Origin of the sequence: Bacillus ectoiniformans, from assembly GCF_016908875.1 — a bacterium.
Classification (GTDB): domain Bacteria; phylum Bacillota; class Bacilli; order Bacillales; family Domibacillaceae; genus Bacillus_BX; species Bacillus_BX ectoiniformans.
The window spans coordinates 158017-178386 of the sequence record NZ_JAFBES010000002.1 but is presented as its reverse complement, the minus strand read 5'-3'; the positions used below and the strand labels follow the sequence as shown (position 1 = coordinate 178386).

Here is a 20370-nt window from a genome sequence, read left to right as displayed (position 1 = left end):
TTTTTATAGAAAAGAAGGAATGAATGATGCTTAAAATCAGAATGTCTCCCTCTTTGCTGCTCTCAGTAGTCTATGGGACATTTATTATATTGGGAGCTATTTTATTAAAGCTGCCGATCTCTAACAATGAACCGATTCGCTGGATTGATTCATTGTTTACTTCTGCATCTGCCATGACGGTCACAGGGCTTGGGGTGGTGGATACAGGCACTCATTTTACTAGATTCGGGCAAATCGTTATTATGGTTTTGATTCAAGTCGGGGGACTGGGTATTATGTCTTTCGCTATGCTCCTTTTTGTGATGCTTCGCAAAAAAATTGGGTTGAAGCAAAGGCTAATCATGAAGCAGGCATTGAATCAGGTGCATGTTGGCGGAGTGATCCGTTTAGTTAAATATTTATTTTTATTTTCCATACTGATTGAAGTCGTTGCGATGGTGCTGCTTGCAATAGAATGGATTCCTAAATATGGTGTGTCAGATGGCTTGTTCTACAGCTTTTTTCACTCTGTTTCTGCTTTTAATAATGCGGGGTTTGCTTTATGGTCCGATGGCTTAAGCCAATTTGTAGGAAGTCCAGTCATCAATCTCACCATCATGTCGTTAATTATCTTAGGCGGAATTGGTTTTACGGTCATAGTGGAAGTGTGGCAAAAGCGGAAATGGCGTGCATTTTCGCTTCATACAAAGGTAATGATTCAAGCAACGATCTTCATTAATGTGATCGCGGCCATATTGTTCTTCGGTTTTGAACAAATGAACCCTAAAACCATTGGAATGCTCTCAGGTATAGATCAGACTTGGGCTTCCTTATTTCAAGCAGTAACAACGAGAACCGCAGGATTTAATTCTATTGATATCAGCGGGTTAGAAAACTCAACCGCCTTTTTATTTATGATTCTAATGTTTATCGGAGGCGGAAGCGGGTCAACAGCCGGAGGGATCAAACTTACCACGTTTGTCGTTATGCTTGTAGCTATGCTGACTTATATAAGAGGAAGAAAGAATATTCATCTGCATCAGCGGACGATACATCAGGAAAATGTGCTTAGGGTATTGGCAATTACAATGATTAGTACATTTACAGTTGCAGCAGGCATTTTAGTTTTAAATGTGACTGAACCACTTCCTTTTTTACCCGTCATGTTTGAAGTGGTGTCAGCATTTGGCACAGTCGGATTATCGATGGGAATTACCGCTAAGCTATCAATCATTGGTAAGCTGATCATTATCGTGATGATGATCATTGGCAAACTCGGGCCGCTCTCTCTCGTTTATATGCTGGCAAGACAGGAAGATTGTAAATATCGCTATCCGAATGAAGATATACTGACTGGATAACAGAAAAAAGGTGAGTCCGTTAGCTGAAGCTGATGGAACTCACCTTTTTTATTTAATAAGAAACTTCTTTTTGTTTTTGAATTCTTAACAGGCGCCAAGATAGTGTGATTGCCCCAGCTGTTAAGCCCGAAATCAGTCCGATCCAGTAACCAAAGGCTTCAAACTCTGTATAATTAGCTAAATAATAGCCAAGCGGCAATCCAATAACCCAATAACTGATCATGGTCATAACGAATGTAATATTGACATCTTTATACCCTCGTAAAGCACCTTGTACAGGAGCTTGAATGGCATCCGACAGCTGAAATATGGCAGCGAACAGAAGAAAATGAGTAGTCAGTTCAATAACCTCAGCGTTTTTCGTATATAAACCTGCGACATGTTCCCGAAATAGAAACAAAAGAATGGTACAGACCACTGAAATACTTGCAGCCGTTGCCACTCCAAGCCAGCTGTATGCTTTGGCATCCTTCAATCGTTTAGCACCCACTTCAAATCCAACCAATATCGTCAGGCTCATAGAAATACTCAACGGAATCATGTAAATAAGTGAAGCGAAACTAATGGCAATTTGATGGGCCGCAATCACATGTGTGCTGTAATTGCTCATAAACAATGTAACAGCTGAGAAGATACTTGTTTCAAAGAAGATAGACAATCCAATCGGCACCCCAATTTGAAAAATATTTTTCCATTCAATGAGTGAAACCGCCGGGAACTTCTTAAAAATACGGTATTCATTAAAGGGCTGATGCCGGTGAATGATCCATGCGCCTAAGAAAGCAATGAGCCAATAAGTGATGGCTGAAGCATAGCCTGATCCCACACCCCCAAGGGCAGGAAATCCCCATTTGCCAAATATGAGCACATAATTGAATAATACATTCAGCGGAAGAGCGATTAACGTAATGATCATCGATGTCCGTGTCATACCAAGTGCATCAATGAAGCAGCGAAACACCATTGAAACGAAGAGTGGGATAATCCCGAAAGAAAGAGCGATTACATATTCTCTTGCAATGCGTCTTACATTTTCTTCAAGCGTCATGCGGTCTAAGATTAGATCAAGCGTGAAATACCCAATGATAAATACGGTGAGAGATAAAGCGATAGCCGCGTATACCCCTTGCAAGACGGAATGGGGAACTTCTTTTTTTCTTTCGGCACCGATCAGCTGAGCCACAATCGGCGTGATAGATAATAAGATTCCTCCGAGACCCGTAAAGACGGGAACCCACAATGAGGCGCCGATGGCCACTCCGGCTAAATCGTCAGCAGAAAAATGCCCGGACATCATCGTATCGAATAAATTCATGGAAAACATGCCAATTTGAGTGACAAGAATAGGAAGCAATATATAGATAAATTGTTTCATCTTTTCACTTAGCAGAAAAGTTTGTCTCATGCTGAGCCTCCTTTTTCGCATTTTTGCAGAATGAAAGAATTATAACATATTTTTGAAGCTGAAAGAGGGTCAGAAGAGTTAAGAAAACACTTAAATTGTTCATCCTGTAAAGAAGACTTTATAATTTGTACCATCAGGAGGTGAAAAGATGGCTGAAAAACACATATGGAGATTTTTTCTTGTTTGGTATGTGTGCGGCGTCATTCTCGTGGCGTTCGATCTTCTGCCGCCATGGCTGGAGTGGGCAAATGCTGTCTTTTTATACGCTGCGGGCAGCTTGGCTATCATGTACTTTGTTCGTTTATTCGGCAAGAGGCTGGGAAGTATCCTTTCAATCTTTATTATCATTGGCACAATGTTTGCTGAATCTCTCGGTGTAAAGTATGGTTTAATATTTGGCCATTATTATTATGAAAAAGACTTTGGTCTACAGCTTTTTGGGGTGCCTTTTACGATTGGATTCGCGTGGATCATGGTGATCGCGACTGGTCTTGCCATCACACTTTCTGCCCCCGCATCTCTCGGCAGGAGAATCATCTATTATCCTTTCATTGCATCCCTCCTGGCGGTTTCAATGGATTTAATTATCGATCCAGTCGCCTTTGTACTGAAGCAGTATTGGATATGGGAGGGTGGAGGCTTGTATTACGATATTCCATTTAAAAATTTTGCTGGCTGGTTTATGACCGCATTTGTCATTCATACGCTCATATTACTGCTTATTCGAATCAGGCCGATTAAGAAAGAAATGGCACTTGATAAGAAAATGAAACAGCTATACTTTCTTGTCATCTTTATGTTTATCGTCACAGCCTGGGCCGGACAGTTGTATCTGGCAGTGATGATTACGCTGAGCTTTTTGATTGGCACCCTGTTATTAAAATGGAGGCTTATGTCATGAAGTCGAGAAAAAATGCTTTCTTCATCCGCTTCTTCCGTCCGTACGTAAAATTCTTGCTGAAAAAACATTTTTACCGGGTGCATATCAATGATCAGGCATGGAGCAGCACAAAAGGTAGCAAACTTTTTCTACCCAATCATTCAAACTGGTGGGATGGACTGGTCATCTTTTATTTAAATGAAGCCGTCACGAAGCAAGACAGCTATAGCATGATGAGCGAGGATGGACTTAAGCAATTTCCCTTTTTCGGCAAGATCGGTGCTTTTCCCGTATCAGATTCACCTAAAAAGCTGCTTGCCTCATTGAAATATGCGATCGAGTTAATAAAAGAAGAAAAGAGTATTTGGATTTTTCCTCAAGGGAAGGAAGAACATTTAGAGAAACGCCCGTTTCATTTTATGAATGGTCCAGCCTATTTAATAGATAAGCAGCCGGGTATAGAGGTTTATCCCATCGCTTTTTATTATACCTTTATGCATGATCAAAAACCGGAGCTGTTTATTAAAATCGGAACAGCGGTTAACGGAGAGAAATTGGCGCACAAAGAGAAGAACCAAATAACGGAAGAATTAGCCGATCGTCTGGAAAGATTAGTGGATGAAGTGAGAGAACATGCCATGGAGGGAGAGCGATCTCATTATCGAATCCTCGTCAATGGCAGAAAGACGATCAGTGAGTGGCTACAGTGGTGGAAACAGTTGGGAGGGATCAAATGACAGTTTACATAATAATATTATGTACTTTTCTGTTGGGGACCATTTTAAATATACTATCTATGCCTCGATTAAAAGATCAAAATCAAGAAGCAGACGGAAGAGTGTCCATACTGATTCCAATGAGGAACGAAGAACGCAATGTTAAAGATTGCATAGAGTCAATTCAGGCACTGACTTACCCTCACTGGGAATGCATCATTATAGACGATCAGTCAAATGATCAAACACCCGCGCTTTTAAAAAAATATACAGAATCGGATTCAAGATTTACAGTGATCCAAGGTCGGCCGCTTCCGAAAGACTGGGTGGGAAAAGTTCATGCTTGTGATCAGCTAAGCGAGGCAGCGAATGGAGACTATCTTCTATTTCTTGATGCCGATGTAAGAATCAAGCCCAACACCATTCAACAGGCATTATTCGTCATGAAAAGGCATCAGTCCGGTTTAGTGACAGGGTTTGCCCATTTTCCAGTTCACACGTGGCTAGCGAAACTACTTGTCCCCCTGCAAACCTTTATTGTCTTCTTTCACTTGCCCGTGTTAGTCGCTAACTATACTCTATTTCCAGCGTCTACAGCCGCTCACGGAGGATTTATGTTTTTTGAATGCAAGGCTTATAGACACATGGGTGGGCATCAGAAGGTGAAGGACTCCTTAGTGGAGGATATCCATATTGCCCGTGAAATGAAAAAGAGCGGGAAAAGGGTCACTCTTACTAATATTTCGCCGTCTGTTGCGTGCTATATGTATGAAACGAATGAGGAAGTATGGAAAGGGTTTTTAAAAAATATATATGCGGGGCTAGGCAGATCTCCGCTTATGGCAGCAGCTGCAGCTGTTTTTTATTTCAGCTTTTACGTCCTGCCATTTATTCTGGCGATAGCAGGTTTGGCGCTGCATGACTGGCTGTATCTAGCCCCGTTGGTCATCACTTATCTACAAGTGTTTGCTGTGGATGCTGCGAGCAACCAATCGAAATGGCACTTTATTTATATGCCATTTTCAGCTGCAGCTTTAATAATCCTCATGTTTGCATCTATGAAACAAAGCCATACAGGTAAGGGCTATGAGTGGAAGGGCAGGAAATATGTATGAAGGAAGCGATTGTAATTGGTGCCGGGCTTGGAGGGCTCGCTGCCGGGATTAAGCTTGCGGCGAATGGAGTAAAAGTGAAAATATTTGATGAAAACAGCCATGCAGGCGGGAAAATGATGAAGGTAGAAGAAGCGGGATATACGTTTGATTTCGGACCTAATACGATGACTATGCCGCATGTGTTTAACCGTGTATTGTCGTCTGCCGGTTTCGCTCCAGAGAAGTACTTCGAATTTGAAAAGCTGACTGATCACACGAAGAATTATTTTCATGATGGATCAGTTTTGTGGCAATCAGCTAATGCAGAGGTTATGACGAAACAGCTGGAGAAGGTCGATCCTTTCGCAGCGGACCACTATCATTCTTATTTAAATGAAGTGAAAAGGCTCTATCATTTGGCGGAAGATCAATTTTTCTATCGAAACTTTACTTCATGGAAAGACTATCTTTCTCCCGGTCTTGCGAAAGCATTAGTCAAAGTCAGGCCGTTTGAGCAGATGGATCATTTTCACCGCCGCTTTTTCAGTCACCCTCATGTTTTACAAACATTTAATCGCTATGCGACGTATATCGGTTCATCTCCATATAAGTGTCCAGCTACCTTTGCGTTAATTGGCCATTTAGAAATGAATGAAGGCGTGTATTATGTAAAAGGCGGCAATACGAAGATAGCCGCAGGATTTGCTCGTGCTTTTAAGGAACTTGGGGGTGAGCTGCACTTAAATCAAAGAGTGAAAAAAATAATCGTGAAAGATAAAAAAGCCGTTGGGGTTGAATTATTATCTGGAGAAAAAGCTGCAGCGGATTTTATAGTGGTGAATGGAGACTTTATTACGGCTACACGGCAGCTGATCGTCGAAGAAGATCGGCCGGCTTACCCGAATAAAAAGCTAGATAACTATGAGCCCTCCATTTCGGCTTATGTCATAATGGCAGGATTAAAAGAAAGAAACCCTAATCTTGTGCATCATCAAGTCTACTTTACTGAGAATTATCAGGAAGAGTTTGAGCAGTTATTCAAGAAGAAGCAAATGCCCAAAGATCCAACTATCTACATTAGCCATAGCGCCTCAACGGATCCTGATGTGACAAAGGGAAGCAATGCTTTTATATTAGTCAATGCCCCGGCAAGGCCAATGTCACAGGAGGAAGCAAAAGCGTATAAAGAAGTGGTCTATAAGAAACTGGCAAACTTCGGACTCGACCTTTCGTCAAAGATCGTCGCGGAAAAAATCGTTACGCCAACAGATATTACGAGCCGATTTTCCGCATATAAAGGTGCTCTGTACGGGATCTCCTCTCATAGCATGAGAAATTCGTTTTTACGACCGATGAATGCTCACCCAGATATCCAAAATATCCACTATGTTGGCGGCACCACACATCCCGGAGGCGGCAGTCCAATGGTCACGATCAGCGGAATGATGACACCTATTCCGAGGTAGGAGGAACAGCTAAACCATAGAAAAACAGCTGCACTAATTCTTCAGTTAACTGTTCTGTCTCAGCTAAACTTAGTTGACCGTACTGCAGCTTTTCTCCTGCTTCTTTGAAAGCCCCAAGATAAAATAATATCGAGGAAATCGACACATGAGGGTTGATTTCCTTTTTTTCTTGCGCTTTTTGGATCATTTTCGTAAAGAAAGGCAGGACTTCATTGATATACAATTGATCTGTATGCTGTTTTAACTCCTCATCTTCTAAAAGCAGAGATTGAAAAACAGAGGGGGGAATTTCTTGAAAAGAAGATTTCTTTTGAAACACCATGAATTCAATTTTTTCTTTTAATGGCCATTCTCCTTCAAACACCGCTTTTGTTTGTTTGACTTGATCATTGAGGTAATCTTTCATCACTTCTCTTATTAAGTTGTCTTTATTGGCAAAATAGTTATATATAGAGACCTGCGACACGCCAGCTTCTTTCGCTATGTCACTGACTTTTATCGACTTGGCTTCACTTGTTTGCAAGAGGGAAAAAGCTGCTGTTTTTATTAGTTTTTTCTTTGCTTCCGTTCTTTTCTGGAACCCATCCATTTTCCTCACCTCTCCCAATTTCCTTCTTCTATTATGTCATTTTTTGAAATAAAGGCAAATATAAAGTTCAAAATTATGTTGCGGTTTTTAGAGGGATGTCATACAATAAAAATGAAATATTGTTTAACTTAAATTTCAAAACTTTACCGTGGAGGTGATCGGCATGATTGAATTAAATGGTTTAACTAAACAATTTCCAAATGGAAAAGGGATTTTTGATGTGTCATTTACGATCAGCGAGGGTGAAGTATTCGGTTTTCTCGGACCGAATGGGGCGGGGAAATCCACAACAATTCGAATGTTAATGGGGTTTATGAAGCCGGATCAAGGCACTGCGACAATTAATGGTCTAGATTGCTGGACAAATGCGGCTGATATTCAGAAGTCAGTAGGTTATTTGCCGGGGGAGATTGCATTTATAGAAGGAATGAACGGACGAGAATTTTTACATCTCATGGCAGAAATGAGGGGATTGAAGGACCGTTCTTATGAAAAAGAATTAATCGAACGGCTTCAGTTTGATGTCACTGTGCCCATTCGCAAAATGTCAAAAGGAATGAAGCAGAAAGTGGCTATAACTGCTGCGTTTATGCACCGTCCATCCGTCATTATTCTGGATGAACCGACGTCAGGACTTGATCCATTAATGCAGCAGGTGTTTATTGACCTTGTACTCGAAGAAAAAAAGCGAGGTGCGACATTCTTGTTTTCTTCCCATAGCTTTCAGGAGATTGAGAGAACATGCGACAGAGCGGCGATCATTAAGGATGGCTATATCGTGTCATCTAAACAAGTGTCCGAATGGCAGTCCTATCAGCAGAAAATAGTGGAAGTGACAGTAGAAGATCAGCTTCAAACAGAGCATCTTGTCTCTGCCTTCAATGGAGAAGCTATTGGACCGAATCGCGTAAGAGTCACCGTTAAAGGAAATTTTGATCAGCTGATTCAGGAACTTTCCCAATGCCGCGTGAAAAGCTTGGATGTTCATGCTCAAAAATTAGAGGACGTCTTTATGAATTTCTACGACAGAAAAGGGGATGAACGATGAATCTGCCATTATATAAAAAGATGCTGAAGATTCATGCGAAAGGCATGTGGAGCTATGGGACAGGGGCAGCTGTTTATTTGCTGTTAATTATCAGTGTGTTCCCGTCTATTGCAGGTTCAGAAGAGATGGATCAGATTATTAAACAAATGCCTAAAGGCTGGGTGGATGCTTTCAGTTTAGAAAATGGCATGGGAACACTTACAGATTTTATCGCAGGAAAGTTCTATGGTTTGATCTTTATTATCATTCTTTCCATATACTCGATCATGACGGCGTCACAGTTGATGGCGCGCCTTATTGAACAAGGTTCTATAGCCTATTTGATTTCTGCGTCTGTTTCTAGAAAGCAGATTGCCTTTACACAAATCGCTGTATTACTGACAGGTTTGATATTAATTGTCGGACTTACACTTGGTGCAGGCGTTGGTGGAGCATTTTGGTTTCTAGACAGTGCCGATTTTCAAATCATTGATTTTGTCAAATTAAACTTGATTGCTTTTTTGCTTTTTTATGTAATTAGCAGTTACTCATTTTATTTTTCAGCGAGTGCCCATGATGAGAAAAAGGCCTTAAGTTTATCGGCAGGATTGACATTATTATTCTATGTATTAGATTTAGCTGCTAAGCTAAGTGATTCACTAGACTGGCTGCAGTATTTCACCTTATTCACTGTATTTAACACCTCTGAATTACTGACGGAAGATTACCCGTTTTGGGGTACGGTCATAGGGCTTGCAGCCTGTGGAACGGTTCTTTATATTCTGGCTGTACAGAAGTTTACTAGGCGGGATTTAAGCATTTAAAAAGAAAATTGGAAAACCCTTCAGCGGACGCTGAAGGGTCATTAGGTTTGTGTTGAACCGAATATGGCTATGGTGGAGTTAAGCTGACTTTCGTATCAATCACAAGGATGGGTGATGGCCGTTGGAACCATCATGGGCTGTAAGCACATAATTGAGAGAGGAATGAATTTAGAGTGTAAGTCTACGCTTCCATCGCTTGCTCTTCTGAAGTTTCTTGAAGAGTACGCATATGGTGAAGAGTAAATAGATCTTTAGGGATTTCGAATAAATCATACACATCTTCGTCTTTATTCAGTTCAGCATAAATGGCTGGACGTGTCTCGTTGGCAAGAATAGCATACGGCAATTTTTCGGCCGCTTTTCTTGAACGGATATTGACTTTACGTATTCTCATGAATACTGCTTCAATGCCTAGTTCAAAAAACAGCTCTTGAAAGAAAGCTTCTTTCGCTGGTGCGTTATATCCTTTGCCGTGATAATCTTTGCCAATCCACGTGCCGAGGAATCCAGCATTCTGGTCGATGTCATACAGGTTAATCGTACCGATTGGGCTGCCCCATTCATCGGTAATGGTACGGGAGATTAACTCTCCTCTTTCTTCGGCCTCGATCGTTTGCTTCGTAACGAACACAAACTCTTCATAGGAATGGGCTTTTTGACGCACAAAAGGGAAGACATCCGGATGCGTCATCATGTCGAATAATACATGGCTGTCATGTACATCGCGCTTCTTTAACATAATACTCCCTCCAAATGAGGGCAGTTCGGTCCCATAGTGTCCGAAATCCACCCTCGAAATTTTTCATCAATTGAATATGAATAAAAAATTTCGGGGTGGGAATCGAACCCACTAGAACCAGCTAAAGAAGCTGGTGGCGCACCATTTGCCTTCCCTATACCTTTTTGTCATTCTGATATTATAATACAAAATTTTTATCCATTTGAGAATAGGGAAAATGTAAATTTTTTAGCCAAAAAGCAAAAAATTTTTCGGCTGTTTTTTACAAAGGCAAAAGAATTTATTTCGGCTGTTATTTTGTTACAATAATAAGAAAAGAATAGGCAATGAACAAAGGAAAGATACAAGAAATCCTTATATCTATATGAAAGAAATCAGGAGATGGTGCGAGATGGCAAGAGAAACAGGACTGGTGCTTGAAGGCGGAGGAATGAGGGGGATTTACACAGCAGGCGTGCTGGATTTCTTTTTAGAAAAGAAATTGGAGTTTCCGTATGTTATTGGTGTTTCTGCAGGTGCTTGCAATGCGGCTTCCTATTTATCGAAGCAATGGGGAAGAAATAAACAAGTGAATATTGGCTTTGTCAAAGACCGAAAATATATGTCTTACCGCAATCTAATTCTAAAAGGAGAATTTTTTGGAATGGATTATTTATTTGATATCATTCCTAACCAGATTGTTCCTTTTGACTATGATGCATTTAAACAAAACGAAGCTGAATTTGTTGTCGGAACGACCGATTGCCATACAGGTGAACCGGTGTATTTCAGCAGGAAAGACTATCAGGAGAATCTATTGACGCCGATTCGGGCTTCGAGTTCGCTGCCGTTTATGGCACCGATCGTTACATATAAGGAACGCCATTTGCTTGATGGGGGAATGAGTGATCCCATTCCGGTCAAAAAAGCAGAACGAGATGGATACGAAAAAAATGTCATCATTTTAACCAGGAATCACGGGTATCGTAAAACATCCTCCCGTTTTCATTTTCTGGCAAGAAAAAAGTATGCCCGCTACCCCGGCATCTTAAAAGTGCTGGAAAACCAGTGGAAGGTGTATAACGAGACGATGGACTATGTAGAAAAACTGGAAGAGGAAAATCGGGCATTTGTCATTCGGCCGACTGAACAGTTAAAAGTCAGCCGGATTGAGCGAAATCAAAAAAGGCTTAGCACCCTCTACGAACAGGGGTATCAAGATGCGAAGCAATCTTATTCAGCCATTGGGGATTGGCTTACTAATGTATAAATGAGAATGAGGATGAAGACAGCTTCTATGATTGATCTGTTTCAGAAAGGGTATAAGCCATAGGAGAGAACTACTAATGAGGAGGGACACATATGAACACACAGTATGAAGATTGCTTAAAAGCTTGTCTTGAGTGTTTGGAAGCCTGTAATCATTGTTATCACGCCTGCCTAACAGAAGAGAATCCTGCCCACATGGCTAAATGCATCGAGCTTGACCGGGAGTGTGCAGAAATATGTGCGTATGCCGCTCAGGCCATGCAGCGCGATAGCCAGTTTGTCAAACAGATTTGCCAGCTTTGTGCTGAAATATGTGACACATGCGCTTCTGAATGCAAACAGCATGATCATGATCATTGCCAAAGATGTGCAGAAGCGTGCTTTAGATGTGCCGAGGAATGCCGAAAGATGGCAGCTTAATAAGAATGAAAGAGAGACTGGCCATAAAATTGTGCCAGTCTCTCTTTATGATATGGATTGATTTTCAGCAGGCTTTACTTTTTTTAACTGGCTGATCAGGTAAAAGACAAACCCAGCCATAGAAAACGCCAAGCCATACATTAATAGCTGATTATCTACTCCGCTCTTCAAAAGGATCGTATAGATCACAGTGCCGATCAGCATAAGGAGATTATTGCAAAAATTTTGCACAGCAATTGTTTTGCCTGAACCTACCCGTATATGTCCAACTTGCTGAACGGCTGTGTTCATTGGTACAACATACGCTCCTGCTGAAAAGCCGATCACAAACAGCAAAAGTACGGACAGCCATAGGTTAGAAGTGAGTGGCAGGATCAACATACATACAACCATCACTAATCCAAACCGGTAAGCTAAATAATAGGCAGACGCCCGTATCATATAGGGAGTCAGAAGCGAGCCGATAATAATTCCTAAGCCAACGGATGCAAAGATCATCGATTGCTGATCCGTTTCTGTAATGTTAAGAGCGGCAGGAATCCAAGCGATAACTGCGATGCGCAAGACAGCCGAACTCATCCAGAATGAGGCGGTGCCGATAAGTGAAAAAGCTGTTTTAGGGATCTGGAACAATATTTTTATATCAGCGAAGAAATCCCGTACGGCATGCGTATAGGCTAATTCTTTATTGACCGCCGTTTTTGGAACGAATAAAGCTGCCACTATGGACAACAGGTAGAGAACAAGCACAGAGCCGAGAGCGATCGTTAATGATTGAGACGCTGCGATACCTCCAATAACAGTTCCGGCGAGAATCGATACAATCGTATAGGCTTCTATATAAGCATTGGCTTTATGAAGCTGTTCATCATCAGCCGATAACTCGGGTAACAAGCCGTATTTGGCAGGAGAATAAATGACTGCGCCGATCCCGACAATAAAATAACTGATGACTTCTCCTACCCCCAATATAAAACATATAATTCCCGCTAATTTAATCAGGTTGCCAATCAGCAGAACTTGATTCTTATGGTTCTTATCCGCAAATGGCCCAACAAACGCAGCTAATAAAACATAAGCAAGCAGAAAGGCCATTTGGACAATGCCAAGATTGTCTTCGCTTCCTTTTTGTTTCAAGATCTCCACAATGATAAAAAGAATCATATTGTCTGCTAAGGCGGACAGAAATTGCGTGGTATATAATGCTCGTAAAGATCGAGTGTTTTTCATATGAAGGCATCCTCGCTTATGGATATTTTATCGATGATTAAGTATATGTATGTTAAGTGAAAATAATCTATTGCCGATCTCTGTATTCTTCGACTGCATTAGGTCGGAATCCTTTATTTCTCTATTTTTTTCGTGTGTTTTGTCGGAATGTTATGATAATTAGGTTATTTTTACTTTTATAGGGTAATTGTGAAAGGAAGGTAAGCTTTAGACATATTTCTTACAAACCATCATAAATATGAATGAAAGTGAGAATACAGGAGGAAAGGATATGTCGAATGATTGCATTTTGCTTAAAGAAGTGAAGACTAGTGCGGAGCTTAATAAGCTGCTAGAAGAGAATTTCATTTTTGTTAGCTTGGATAAGAACTGCCAAGTGTCAGTGGAGACGCATTTGTGGAAGGATTATGCCTTTTATAAATATGAGGATCTGTCCAAATATGGCATCTGTCCGATTAGTCATCTCTCTTCATTGGTGAAAATAAAAGAAGTGTGATAGAGGTTCCTCTTAAAATAGGTTAGAGGTTAAAAAGTCAAAGCAATAAAAAAAGGTGTCCACAAAAGTAAAAGCTTTTGGGACACCCTTTTCTCTTATTTAGTGACGGTGCTGGATCAGGTCAATTGAGCCTAATACGATGTGGGCTAAACCAAAGCCGAAAACCGTATTAGCGACCATTTTATTCGAATTACGGTCTTGTTTCATAGCATAACCTGCGGCTGTTACGGCAGTACCTAATGCTGTTGGAATCAAACCTTCACGAATATCCATGTCATTTCCCTCCGTAAGATGAAGAATTGGGTGAGGTTTTCGCCACCAACCATAATTTGTCCGTCCTGATATAGAATATACATGAGGGAATGAAGAATGCTTGCGTCAATAGATCGCTGACATTCCATTTGTGCTGATCTACCTTATAAATAGGGTCTGCATTCACCTTGCACAGGCCAATTATTTCTTAGCAGAGTTATTATTTTTTAGAAAATTAATGAATCGTGTTCCGCTTTTCATCTCGCTTTTGCAAAATGGGCAAGTTGGGTCATTTTGTGAGAAGTCTTTTCTCATCCATCCGTTACAGTCGTCCGACACGCACTCCCACGTTTCGATATCTTCACTTTCTAAAGGTTCTTCACGTTTTTTATTATAATAAGACATCCGATCACTTCCTCATTTTATATTTAATACCTCTACATTATCTCATACTATGTACTATACCCATAAGATTATATTTTTATAAGGCGGATTTAATGCCTGAATGAGTGATTTAATAGCTGGTATTTATTAATAAGTTTATCTAATTCTTCGCTGTATTTCAATGTTTCTTGATTATCTAATCCTTTTGTTAATCCTGTTGTAATCATGAGGTCGCGTATCACGTTGATTTGTGCAGTTAGTTTGTGGAAATTGTCAGAAGTTCTCATCTTTTTTCATTTCTCCTAATAAAATTTTTTTATGTAAAAATTACAACAAAAAGTATTATGCAAAATTTTATTGAAAATTGGAAGGCGTTCGACAAAACTTCTATTAATGTTACATAATCTCTTAACAGCTGCAAACGAATTGGAGCAGATATTGGATTTTAATGGGATTTTTCATAAATAATGTGCGAAACTTAAGTTTCGCACATTGCCTGTCTTAATTAGTGTCTGTAATAATGGAAAAGATGCTTAAAGCCTGCAAAAATGAGCACTAGAGCGAAGATGATTACTGCAATGACACCAATCGTTAATACAACAATTGCTAGTGGAGCCAAGAATGTCGGTGCTAAGTATCCAGCTACAAAAATTAATGCGAAGCCAGCCGCAATACAAGCTAAGAATAAAAAGATTTTGTGGTAGTGATGGTTGTGAGTCATGATGTTCCCTCCTTTCCTTATCAATATATGTACAAGAGATGAAAGAGAAAGAGGCGTTTACCTTAACTGGTAAAAAAATAATATAAAAACCTAGAGTAGAGAAGCGCATTGCTTCGAACAAAATAGTAATTGAAGATGAATCCTAGGCGGAGCGAAGAGAATGACAAATATATTCAAGCATTTATATGAAGTGGGGGGTATGGATTCAAGCAATCGGCACAGTGATTGCAACAGTAGGGAGCACGGAGATAGTGTTAGTCAAATTTAAGTAAAAAACCTCCCTAAGAATAGAGAGGTTTTTAAAGATTTATTGTGAATCAGAACCCTCGCCAATTGGTATTTCAATCAGCTGATTCGATCCAGTCGCTTTCGGCATTTTGCCGTCCCATTTTTCGATCCATTTGTTTTGAATGACTTCTTTAGATATCGACTTCTTGATGATTTCGTTATAATCAGAAATTCCTTTCGCTTCGATTTGTTTTTTCTCAGCTTCCGCTTTGGCAATCTTTAATTCGATTTGTTTTCGTTCCAATTCTTGAGCGGCTTCTACTCTTTTGTCAATGGCTGCCTGAGTTGATTTATCAGGCTTTGGTACACCAAGCGTCAAGTTATCTACGGTAAATCCGAGGCTGTTAATGTCTTCCGCGAATAATTTTTGCACATTTACTGCCGCTTCTGATGACTTTTCCCCATATGTATCAATAACTGAGTATTTCGCAATCGCTTTTCGGCCGGCATCCCACAGCCGGGTTCTTAAATAAGAAGCTTCAATTTCCGATACTTCGACAGGACCGAATTTATTAAATACGTCCACCACTTTGTCGGGCTGAATATTATAATTATAGGCAAAATCAATCGTCACATTTTTCCCGTCAGAAGTAGCCACTTCAATATCACTGTAATTGACGGTCTGCATACGGACAGGGTATTTCGTTACCTTGTCAAACAAACCGACTAAATGCCAGCCTTGTCCAAGTGTTTCTTTCTGTACGCCTCCATTAGGGCTGTACACTACCCCTACATAACCATTGGGGATTTTTTCAATAAAAAGGGAAAGCACCAAGACTCCGATACCTAAGGCGGCAGCGACAATAACGGCCCCCAGCACTTTACGGTTCTTGCCTGATAGCTGTTTATTTTTTTCCTCCATTTTCATCCTCCTCGAACTTACTTTTGATTTTCTCAGCTGTTTCTCCTACTTTTTTGAAGGAAGGAGCTAACATCAGCCAAATTCCGATGCAGATCAAGATCACGATAATAATAGAACCGATCATGACTTTCACATTTTCACCTCCTGCTACTATTCTTACATTCTTTAACGTAAAAATCACCCATCATATGCTAAATATGAGAATAATAGATAAAAAATCCAGCTATTATTGCTAACTTATGAATAGGCGAGGATAATTATCACTTGCAAAAAGGGATGATTACGATTTAGTATAAGTAAAAACAAAATAAATCGTAATAATTATGATTTATGAGCATCGGAGGTAATTATTCGTGAAAGACTGGCTGATTATTGGCGGGGGAGTGCAAGGCTGCACGGTCGCTTCATTTTTATTGAAAAGCGGAAAAACGACAGTAGATCAATTGAGCATCATTGATCCCCATGAGAAACCATTATCTAATTGGAAAAGGATGACAGGTTTGATTGAGATGCCTTATCTTCGCTCTCCGTTCGTCCATCATATAGATGCTGCACCATTCAGTCTTCATGCTTATGGCAAGAAACACTATGAGCTGAATCATTTCTATGGAAACTATAAGCGTCCATCGCTTGAGTTATTCAATGATCACTGCGATCAATCCTTGCAGGCCATAAAGCTCGAGAAATGCTGGGTTCAAGGAAGGGTGAAGGGATTGAAAAAAGAAGGACATTGGGTATTGGAAACAGAAGACGGGGAGCGGCTAACAGCACAAAATGTGGTCATTGCGATCGGCGTCACGGAACAGCCGCATTGGCCAGATTGGGCAAAAGAAGTAAAGAAAGCAATCCCGTCTCGCATTTATCATATCTTTGATCAGGAAGTGAAAAGGACAGACGATTTTTCACCGCCTTTTCTTATCGTAGGCGGGGGAATATCTGCTGCCCATTTGGCAGTTAAGCTCAGCAAACAATTTCCGGGACAAGTTACAATGGTAACCCGTCATCCTTTCCGGCTCCATGCTTTTGACAGCGACCCGGGCTGGCTTGGTCAAAAATATTTACGATCCTTTGATCAATTAGCCTGTTTTAAAGAAAGAAGAGACAAAATTAAAAATGCAAGGAACAGGGGATCGCTGCCTAATGATGTCTACCGTAATATCTGCTCTCTTCAAAAGCAGGGAAAATTAAAGATCGTATTTGATGAAATCAATGAATCATCTATACAAACAGATGCCCAAACACTCACATTGGAATTATCTAAATCAGGAGAGAGATTAAGCCCGCAAACGATTCTGTTGGCGAGCGGATTTGAACCATCCATGCCGGGAAAGGAATGGCTTAAACCTCTTGTACAAAATGAAAACCTCACATGCGCGGAATGCGGATATCCCATCGTGTCGAAAGATTTAGAATGGTGTCCTCACCTTTTTGTAGCGGGTGCTTTGGCAGAATTAGTTGTGGGACCGGCAGCGCGGAACATTTCCGGCGCAAGGATGGCAGCGGAGAGGATTGTTTCGAGTATATAGCTTGTTTTTTGGGCGAAAAAAAACAATCTTAAAAAGCATCCTCATTCCATTTGAAAATCAGCATCCCGTTAGGTTTAAGTACTTATATGCATTCTTTAAAACCTTGGTTAATGTCATGTGGCCACAACTCATCTAACTTTCCATATTTTTTAGCCAGCTATGAATCTTCTCCGGTGGCGGATATGCAAAAACAAACCTTTGTTACAGCTGATGGCCAGATAGTAACAGCATTCACTTCTCATTTTGCTACTTGCCCGAGTGTCAGTAACTTTAGAAAGTAAAAAAGCAAGAATTCCTCCCGACCATTTAATAAACTTGGTACCTTTATTTTTACAGATCGGGAAGGGTTTTTGTAAGATTAACAGAGATAAAAGTTACCACTAGTACAATGTTGCTAGAATTGGATATAATGGAATTATATAACAAGGCTATTGTCATCTGTGATGGCAAGGTGAAAGTGGCGGATCTGCCGCAGCATGGGGAGACGCGAATCGTCACGCACCAGGTGAAAGTTAAGAGGTCAAGTGGGATGGGGGAAAAAGCTTTGAGTGAGAAACAATGGTATAAGAAAAAAGAGAACTGGTGGATCGCTATTGGCGGATTGATTGCTGTAATTGCATTAAGTATACCTTTTATAATTATGAAAGTCAGCAACAGTAAATTTGCATTGAAAGAATTTCAAAATTTAGGTACAGTAGGTGATTTTTTTGGAGGAACTACAGTAGGATTGTTGTCGCTTGCAAGCATTACTCTAGTTACAGCAGCAATTATTATGCAAAAAGAAGAGTTAAGATTGCAACGAAGAGAGTTAAAGTTAACACGGAACGAATTTGAAACGGGGAATAATACAGCAAAAGTCCAACAGATAGATAACGCTTTTTTTAACATGCTGTCTCTACATCATCAAATCGTTAACAATATTAAACTAGCTGAGGGCGGTGACCCACTTACTGGTCGCGAGGCAATTACGGAATTAAAAAAAATCTATGAAAATAAGTTTGCCTTTAGGCAATTTAAACTTGAATATCCTGAAGAAGGCTTTAGATCCTATGCACATTCTTCTATTTTAAAAGGGTTTACTGAGAAAATTTTCAAAAACGCTAATACTATAACCCAAGAGAGTTTAGATGAAGTATACGGAGATTTTCATGCTGCATACGGCAATAACATAGGACATTATATGAGAAATAACTACCGAATAGTTAAGTTTATAGTTAATAATGTAGCAAATGACGAAGAAGAACAAAAAAAAATAGAAGAAGAAACTGGCAGGAAACCTATAATTGGTGACAAAAAATATTATTTTGGAATGTTAAGAGCCCAATGGTCTAATGCTGAATTTGAGTTAATACTTATTAATTCACTTTATAGTGAAAATCATAAATTTAAGAATTTAATAATAAAGCATGATGTATTAGATATTGAGGAGACACAAAAAAAGGATATGTCTCAAGAAGTATTTATTCTAAAGGAGAGTATGGACAAGTTTAAAGCATACAAAAAGTTAATAGAAATTAATAAATAGTTCTACCAGCCATCGGGAGGACACAAAACTTTAGAGTAGCTTTACAGTTGCTTTAAAGCTTGGTGTCCTTTTTTATTTGCTAAAAAGAGGTGTTATAAGTGAAATCGATGTGCCGCGGTCAGAAAAGCCTCGCAAGAAACGAAAAAGAAAACAAACCGTTAGAAAGTCGAGGACGCTCACTTAACGAGAGTTAGCGGATTTAATGGGCATTAACATGTGAATGCTAAAACGAGGTCGTGGAGGAGCTTATAAATAAAAAAATGAAAGAGAGCTGAAACATGCAGGATTTAATCTTTGAATATAAATGAGCTTTAGGAAGTAAGGAAAATGTACAAGGCATATCTACAAAATGATGAAGCCAAAGATCCTAAACTATCTGCTCAGCAGCTTGATGCCAAAAAATTGATCAGTGGTATGATTTCGGTTTAGAATTTACCATCGAGTGGTTAGAAGTCGGCCGTCTTTTCTTGAGTAAATAGAGGATATGATCGGCGGGATTTGAGATTATCATTTTTAAGGACTCACGAATCATGGATGCTTTTGCAAGTAATCTGAAGAAGGATAATGAATCGCCAGTGTCCGCAGTGGATATTGAGTGAATTAAAGACGCACTATCAAATCTGACAAAACGAGAAAAAGAAATTTTCCTTTTGAAAAAGGTACAACTGTACACATACGATGAAATTGCTGAATTATTGAATGTGAAAAAATCTGCGGTCCAGACAAACATGAACGTGCAGGACTTATAATGTCAAAGCGATTGAATAAGAGCCTTTGCTGCTTAGCTTAAAAAGGTTCTTTTTTGTCCTCCCTTTGCCACCTATATATGAGAATAATATTTTTAAAGAGAAGGAACAATCATGAATTGGAGATAAAACTGCCATATATTAATCGAGATCATCAAAATGGTTGAAATTAGCTATTAGGACAGGTAGGTGCTTATAGAAAAAAGTCGGAGCTAGCCAAAATTTGACGTTTCTTGTAAGAAAATAAAAATTGCAAAAAAAGATAACTAATTGTAAACAATAACAAATAATGTTTAAATAGGAGTAAGATTGACTAAATGGAAATTAATCATCACATCATTCATACTAGAGGAGGAAATTTAATGGCAGTTAATGATAATGTAGAAATTATTTCAACTAGTAACGAGGAATTAAATGGTAAGCAAGGTATGATTACAGGTATTATTTCAGGCGAATTAGGAACTGAGGTAAAAGTCCTTCTTGAAAATGGAATGGAAACTTGGATTGGTTCTGATGAAGTATTTACTTGTTAATATTGAAGGGGAATAATTGTCAGAAAAGTTGAATATATGGTAAAATAAACCTATCTCAA

The 20370-nt window shown here is 39.7% G+C and carries 24 protein-coding genes and 2 pseudogenes; 15 read left to right on the top strand and 11 right to left on the bottom strand.

Features of this window, described 5'->3' with window-relative positions:
* Positions 1 to 26: 26 nt before the first annotated feature.
* On the top strand, positions 27 to 1340 hold the full coding sequence (locus JOC78_RS04040; RefSeq protein ID WP_239586986.1) for a TrkH family potassium uptake protein: 1314 nt from the start codon (positions 27 to 29) through the stop codon (positions 1338 to 1340).
* A 52-nt stretch (positions 1341 to 1392) separates the two neighbouring features.
* On the opposite strand, the gene JOC78_RS04035 is transcribed toward JOC78_RS04040, so the two are convergent.
* Complete coding sequence (locus tag JOC78_RS04035; protein WP_204553201.1) at positions 1393 to 2745, bottom strand: MATE family efflux transporter; 1353 nt, start codon at positions 2743 to 2745, stop codon at positions 1393 to 1395.
* Positions 2746 to 2893: 148 nt separating this feature from the next.
* Here JOC78_RS04035 and JOC78_RS04030 point away from each other — a divergent pair, with 148 nt between their 5' ends.
* Genes JOC78_RS04030 through JOC78_RS04015 form a run of 4 tightly spaced genes read left to right on the top strand, consistent with a single transcriptional unit; the run spans position 2894 to position 6901 of the window.
* Positions 2894 to 3646, top strand: coding sequence for a carotenoid biosynthesis protein (locus JOC78_RS04030; protein WP_204553200.1), 753 nt, complete (start codon positions 2894 to 2896; stop codon positions 3644 to 3646).
* Positions 3643 to 4362: a lysophospholipid acyltransferase family protein gene (locus JOC78_RS04025; RefSeq protein WP_204553199.1), complete on the top strand. Its 720-nt coding sequence runs from the start codon at positions 3643 to 3645 to the stop codon at positions 4360 to 4362. The genes JOC78_RS04030 and JOC78_RS04025 overlap by 4 nt, the downstream gene beginning before the upstream one ends.
* Positions 4359 to 5456, top strand: coding sequence for a glycosyltransferase family 2 protein (locus JOC78_RS04020; protein ID WP_204553198.1), 1098 nt, complete (start codon positions 4359 to 4361; stop codon positions 5454 to 5456). The genes JOC78_RS04025 and JOC78_RS04020 overlap by 4 nt, the downstream gene beginning before the upstream one ends.
* Positions 5453 to 6901 carry a phytoene desaturase family protein gene (locus JOC78_RS04015; RefSeq protein WP_204553197.1) on the top strand — a complete coding sequence of 483 codons (1449 nt, stop codon included), beginning with the start codon at positions 5453 to 5455 and terminating at the stop codon, positions 6899 to 6901. The genes JOC78_RS04020 and JOC78_RS04015 overlap by 4 nt, the downstream gene beginning before the upstream one ends.
* On the opposite strand, the gene JOC78_RS04010 is transcribed toward JOC78_RS04015, so the two are convergent.
* Positions 6888 to 7490: a TetR/AcrR family transcriptional regulator gene (locus tag JOC78_RS04010; RefSeq protein ID WP_204553196.1), complete on the bottom strand. Its 603-nt coding sequence runs from the start codon at positions 7488 to 7490 to the stop codon at positions 6888 to 6890. The genes JOC78_RS04015 and JOC78_RS04010 overlap by 14 nt on opposite strands.
* Positions 7491 to 7653: 163 nt before the next feature.
* Here JOC78_RS04010 and JOC78_RS04005 point away from each other — a divergent pair, with 163 nt between their 5' ends.
* Entirely contained in the window at positions 7654 to 8538 is an 885-nt protein-coding gene (locus JOC78_RS04005) for an ABC transporter ATP-binding protein (RefSeq protein ID WP_204553195.1), read from the top strand.
* On the top strand, positions 8535 to 9341 hold the full coding sequence (locus JOC78_RS04000) for an ABC-2 transporter permease (protein ID WP_204553194.1): 807 nt from the start codon (positions 8535 to 8537) through the stop codon (positions 9339 to 9341). Before JOC78_RS04005 ends, JOC78_RS04000 begins: the two co-directional genes overlap by 4 nt.
* A gap of 181 nt (positions 9342 to 9522) precedes the next feature.
* On the opposite strand, the gene JOC78_RS03995 is transcribed toward JOC78_RS04000, so the two are convergent.
* On the bottom strand, positions 9523 to 10080 hold the full coding sequence (locus tag JOC78_RS03995; protein ID WP_204553193.1) for a GNAT family N-acetyltransferase: 558 nt from the start codon (positions 10078 to 10080) through the stop codon (positions 9523 to 9525).
* A 391-nt stretch (positions 10081 to 10471) separates the two neighbouring features.
* On the opposite strand from JOC78_RS03995, the gene JOC78_RS03990 reads away from it, so the two are divergent.
* Positions 10472 to 11329 carry a patatin-like phospholipase family protein gene (locus tag JOC78_RS03990; RefSeq protein ID WP_204553192.1) on the top strand — a complete coding sequence of 286 codons (858 nt, stop codon included), beginning with the start codon at positions 10472 to 10474 and terminating at the stop codon, positions 11327 to 11329.
* 92 nt (positions 11330 to 11421) lie between these two features.
* Entirely contained in the window at positions 11422 to 11748 is a 327-nt protein-coding gene (locus JOC78_RS03985) for a four-helix bundle copper-binding protein (protein WP_204553191.1), read from the top strand.
* 45 nt (positions 11749 to 11793) lie between these two features.
* On the opposite strand, the gene lplT is transcribed toward JOC78_RS03985, so the two are convergent.
* Entirely contained in the window at positions 11794 to 12978 is a 1185-nt protein-coding gene (gene lplT / locus JOC78_RS03980) for a lysophospholipid transporter LplT (protein WP_204553190.1), read from the bottom strand.
* A 271-nt stretch (positions 12979 to 13249) separates the two neighbouring features.
* On the opposite strand from lplT, the gene JOC78_RS03975 reads away from it, so the two are divergent.
* The gene (locus JOC78_RS03975) at positions 13250 to 13474 is read left to right on the top strand and encodes a hypothetical protein (RefSeq protein WP_204553189.1); all 225 of its coding nucleotides are present in this window, start codon (positions 13250 to 13252) and stop codon (positions 13472 to 13474) included.
* Between the two features lie 99 nt (positions 13475 to 13573).
* Here JOC78_RS03975 and JOC78_RS03970 read toward each other — a convergent pair whose 3' ends face one another.
* The 6 genes from JOC78_RS03970 to JOC78_RS03945 form a co-directional block, all read right to left on the bottom strand.
* On the bottom strand, positions 13574 to 13747 hold the full coding sequence (locus tag JOC78_RS03970; RefSeq protein ID WP_204553188.1) for an asparagine synthase: 174 nt from the start codon (positions 13745 to 13747) through the stop codon (positions 13574 to 13576).
* A 180-nt stretch (positions 13748 to 13927) separates the two neighbouring features.
* The gene (locus JOC78_RS03965) at positions 13928 to 14131 is read right to left on the bottom strand and encodes a cold-inducible protein YdjO-related protein (RefSeq protein WP_204553187.1); all 204 of its coding nucleotides are present in this window, start codon (positions 14129 to 14131) and stop codon (positions 13928 to 13930) included.
* 89 nt (positions 14132 to 14220) lie between these two features.
* On the bottom strand, positions 14221 to 14397 hold the full coding sequence (locus JOC78_RS03960; RefSeq protein WP_204553186.1) for an aspartyl-phosphate phosphatase Spo0E family protein: 177 nt from the start codon (positions 14395 to 14397) through the stop codon (positions 14221 to 14223).
* 218 nt (positions 14398 to 14615) lie between these two features.
* Positions 14616 to 14831, bottom strand: a complete 216-nt coding sequence (locus tag JOC78_RS03955; RefSeq protein ID WP_204553185.1) for a hypothetical protein — start codon at positions 14829 to 14831, stop codon at positions 14616 to 14618.
* 307 nt (positions 14832 to 15138) lie between these two features.
* Entirely contained in the window at positions 15139 to 15981 is an 843-nt protein-coding gene (locus JOC78_RS03950) for a prohibitin family protein (RefSeq protein ID WP_420829898.1), read from the bottom strand.
* Complete coding sequence (locus tag JOC78_RS03945) at positions 15965 to 16114, bottom strand: hypothetical protein (RefSeq protein WP_204553183.1); 150 nt, start codon at positions 16112 to 16114, stop codon at positions 15965 to 15967. The genes JOC78_RS03950 and JOC78_RS03945 overlap by 17 nt, the downstream gene beginning before the upstream one ends.
* Positions 16115 to 16334: 220 nt before the next feature.
* On the opposite strand from JOC78_RS03945, the gene JOC78_RS03940 reads away from it, so the two are divergent.
* Positions 16335 to 17507, top strand: coding sequence for a SidA/IucD/PvdA family monooxygenase (locus JOC78_RS03940; protein WP_204553182.1), 1173 nt, complete (start codon positions 16335 to 16337; stop codon positions 17505 to 17507).
* 85 nt (positions 17508 to 17592) lie between these two features.
* On the opposite strand, the pseudogene JOC78_RS17705 reads toward JOC78_RS03940, so the two are convergent.
* Positions 17593 to 17664, bottom strand: a pseudogene (locus JOC78_RS17705) (SAM-dependent methyltransferase); the annotation flags it as partial.
* Positions 17665 to 17895: 231 nt separating this feature from the next.
* Between JOC78_RS17705 and JOC78_RS17700 the strand changes: the two are divergent.
* From JOC78_RS17700 to JOC78_RS03920, 4 genes and pseudogenes are all read left to right on the top strand, one after another.
* A pseudogene (locus JOC78_RS17700) lies at positions 17896 to 17967 on the top strand (XtrA/YqaO family protein); the annotation flags it as partial.
* 84 nt (positions 17968 to 18051) lie between these two features.
* Positions 18052 to 19032 carry a putative phage abortive infection protein gene (locus JOC78_RS03930; RefSeq protein ID WP_204553181.1) on the top strand — a complete coding sequence of 327 codons (981 nt, stop codon included), beginning with the start codon at positions 18052 to 18054 and terminating at the stop codon, positions 19030 to 19032.
* A gap of 650 nt (positions 19033 to 19682) precedes the next feature.
* Positions 19683 to 19781, top strand: a complete 99-nt coding sequence (locus JOC78_RS17805) for a hypothetical protein (RefSeq protein WP_420829897.1) — start codon at positions 19683 to 19685, stop codon at positions 19779 to 19781.
* A gap of 359 nt (positions 19782 to 20140) precedes the next feature.
* Complete coding sequence (locus JOC78_RS03920; protein WP_204553180.1) at positions 20141 to 20311, top strand: hypothetical protein; 171 nt, start codon at positions 20141 to 20143, stop codon at positions 20309 to 20311.
* Positions 20312 to 20370: the final 59 nt, after the last annotated feature.

What these genes read in the sequence shown, in the direction of transcription:
- JOC78_RS04040 (WP_239586986.1), top strand. Translation starts at nt 27, where the DNA reads ATGCTTAAAATCAGAATGTCTCCCTCTTTGCTGCTCTCAGTAGTCTAT.
- JOC78_RS04035 (WP_204553201.1), bottom strand. Translation starts at nt 2,745, where the DNA reads ATGAGACAAACTTTTCTGCTAAGTGAAAAGATGAAACAATTTATCTAT.
- JOC78_RS04030 (WP_204553200.1), top strand. Translation starts at nt 2,894, where the DNA reads ATGGCTGAAAAACACATATGGAGATTTTTTCTTGTTTGGTATGTGTGC.
- JOC78_RS04025 (WP_204553199.1), top strand. Translation starts at nt 3,643, where the DNA reads ATGAAGTCGAGAAAAAATGCTTTCTTCATCCGCTTCTTCCGTCCGTAC.
- JOC78_RS04020 (WP_204553198.1), top strand. Translation starts at nt 4,359, where the DNA reads ATGACAGTTTACATAATAATATTATGTACTTTTCTGTTGGGGACCATT.
- JOC78_RS04015 (WP_204553197.1), top strand. Translation starts at nt 5,453, where the DNA reads ATGAAGGAAGCGATTGTAATTGGTGCCGGGCTTGGAGGGCTCGCTGCC.
- JOC78_RS04010 (WP_204553196.1), bottom strand. Translation starts at nt 7,490, where the DNA reads ATGGATGGGTTCCAGAAAAGAACGGAAGCAAAGAAAAAACTAATAAAA.
- JOC78_RS04005 (WP_204553195.1), top strand. Translation starts at nt 7,654, where the DNA reads ATGATTGAATTAAATGGTTTAACTAAACAATTTCCAAATGGAAAAGGG.
- JOC78_RS04000 (WP_204553194.1), top strand. Translation starts at nt 8,535, where the DNA reads ATGAATCTGCCATTATATAAAAAGATGCTGAAGATTCATGCGAAAGGC.
- JOC78_RS03995 (WP_204553193.1), bottom strand. Translation starts at nt 10,080, where the DNA reads ATGTTAAAGAAGCGCGATGTACATGACAGCCATGTATTATTCGACATG.
- JOC78_RS03990 (WP_204553192.1), top strand. Translation starts at nt 10,472, where the DNA reads ATGGCAAGAGAAACAGGACTGGTGCTTGAAGGCGGAGGAATGAGGGGG.
- JOC78_RS03985 (WP_204553191.1), top strand. Translation starts at nt 11,422, where the DNA reads ATGAACACACAGTATGAAGATTGCTTAAAAGCTTGTCTTGAGTGTTTG.
- lplT (WP_204553190.1), bottom strand. Translation starts at nt 12,978, where the DNA reads ATGAAAAACACTCGATCTTTACGAGCATTATATACCACGCAATTTCTG.
- JOC78_RS03975 (WP_204553189.1), top strand. Translation starts at nt 13,250, where the DNA reads ATGTCGAATGATTGCATTTTGCTTAAAGAAGTGAAGACTAGTGCGGAG.
- JOC78_RS03970 (WP_204553188.1), bottom strand. Translation starts at nt 13,747, where the DNA reads ATGGATATTCGTGAAGGTTTGATTCCAACAGCATTAGGTACTGCCGTA.
- JOC78_RS03965 (WP_204553187.1), bottom strand. Translation starts at nt 14,131, where the DNA reads ATGTCTTATTATAATAAAAAACGTGAAGAACCTTTAGAAAGTGAAGAT.
- JOC78_RS03960 (WP_204553186.1), bottom strand. Translation starts at nt 14,397, where the DNA reads ATGAGAACTTCTGACAATTTCCACAAACTAACTGCACAAATCAACGTG.
- JOC78_RS03955 (WP_204553185.1), bottom strand. Translation starts at nt 14,831, where the DNA reads ATGACTCACAACCATCACTACCACAAAATCTTTTTATTCTTAGCTTGT.
- JOC78_RS03950 (WP_420829898.1), bottom strand. Translation starts at nt 15,981, where the DNA reads ATGGAGGAAAAAAATAAACAGCTATCAGGCAAGAACCGTAAAGTGCTG.
- JOC78_RS03920 (WP_204553180.1), top strand. Translation starts at nt 20,141, where the DNA reads ATGGCAGTTAATGATAATGTAGAAATTATTTCAACTAGTAACGAGGAA.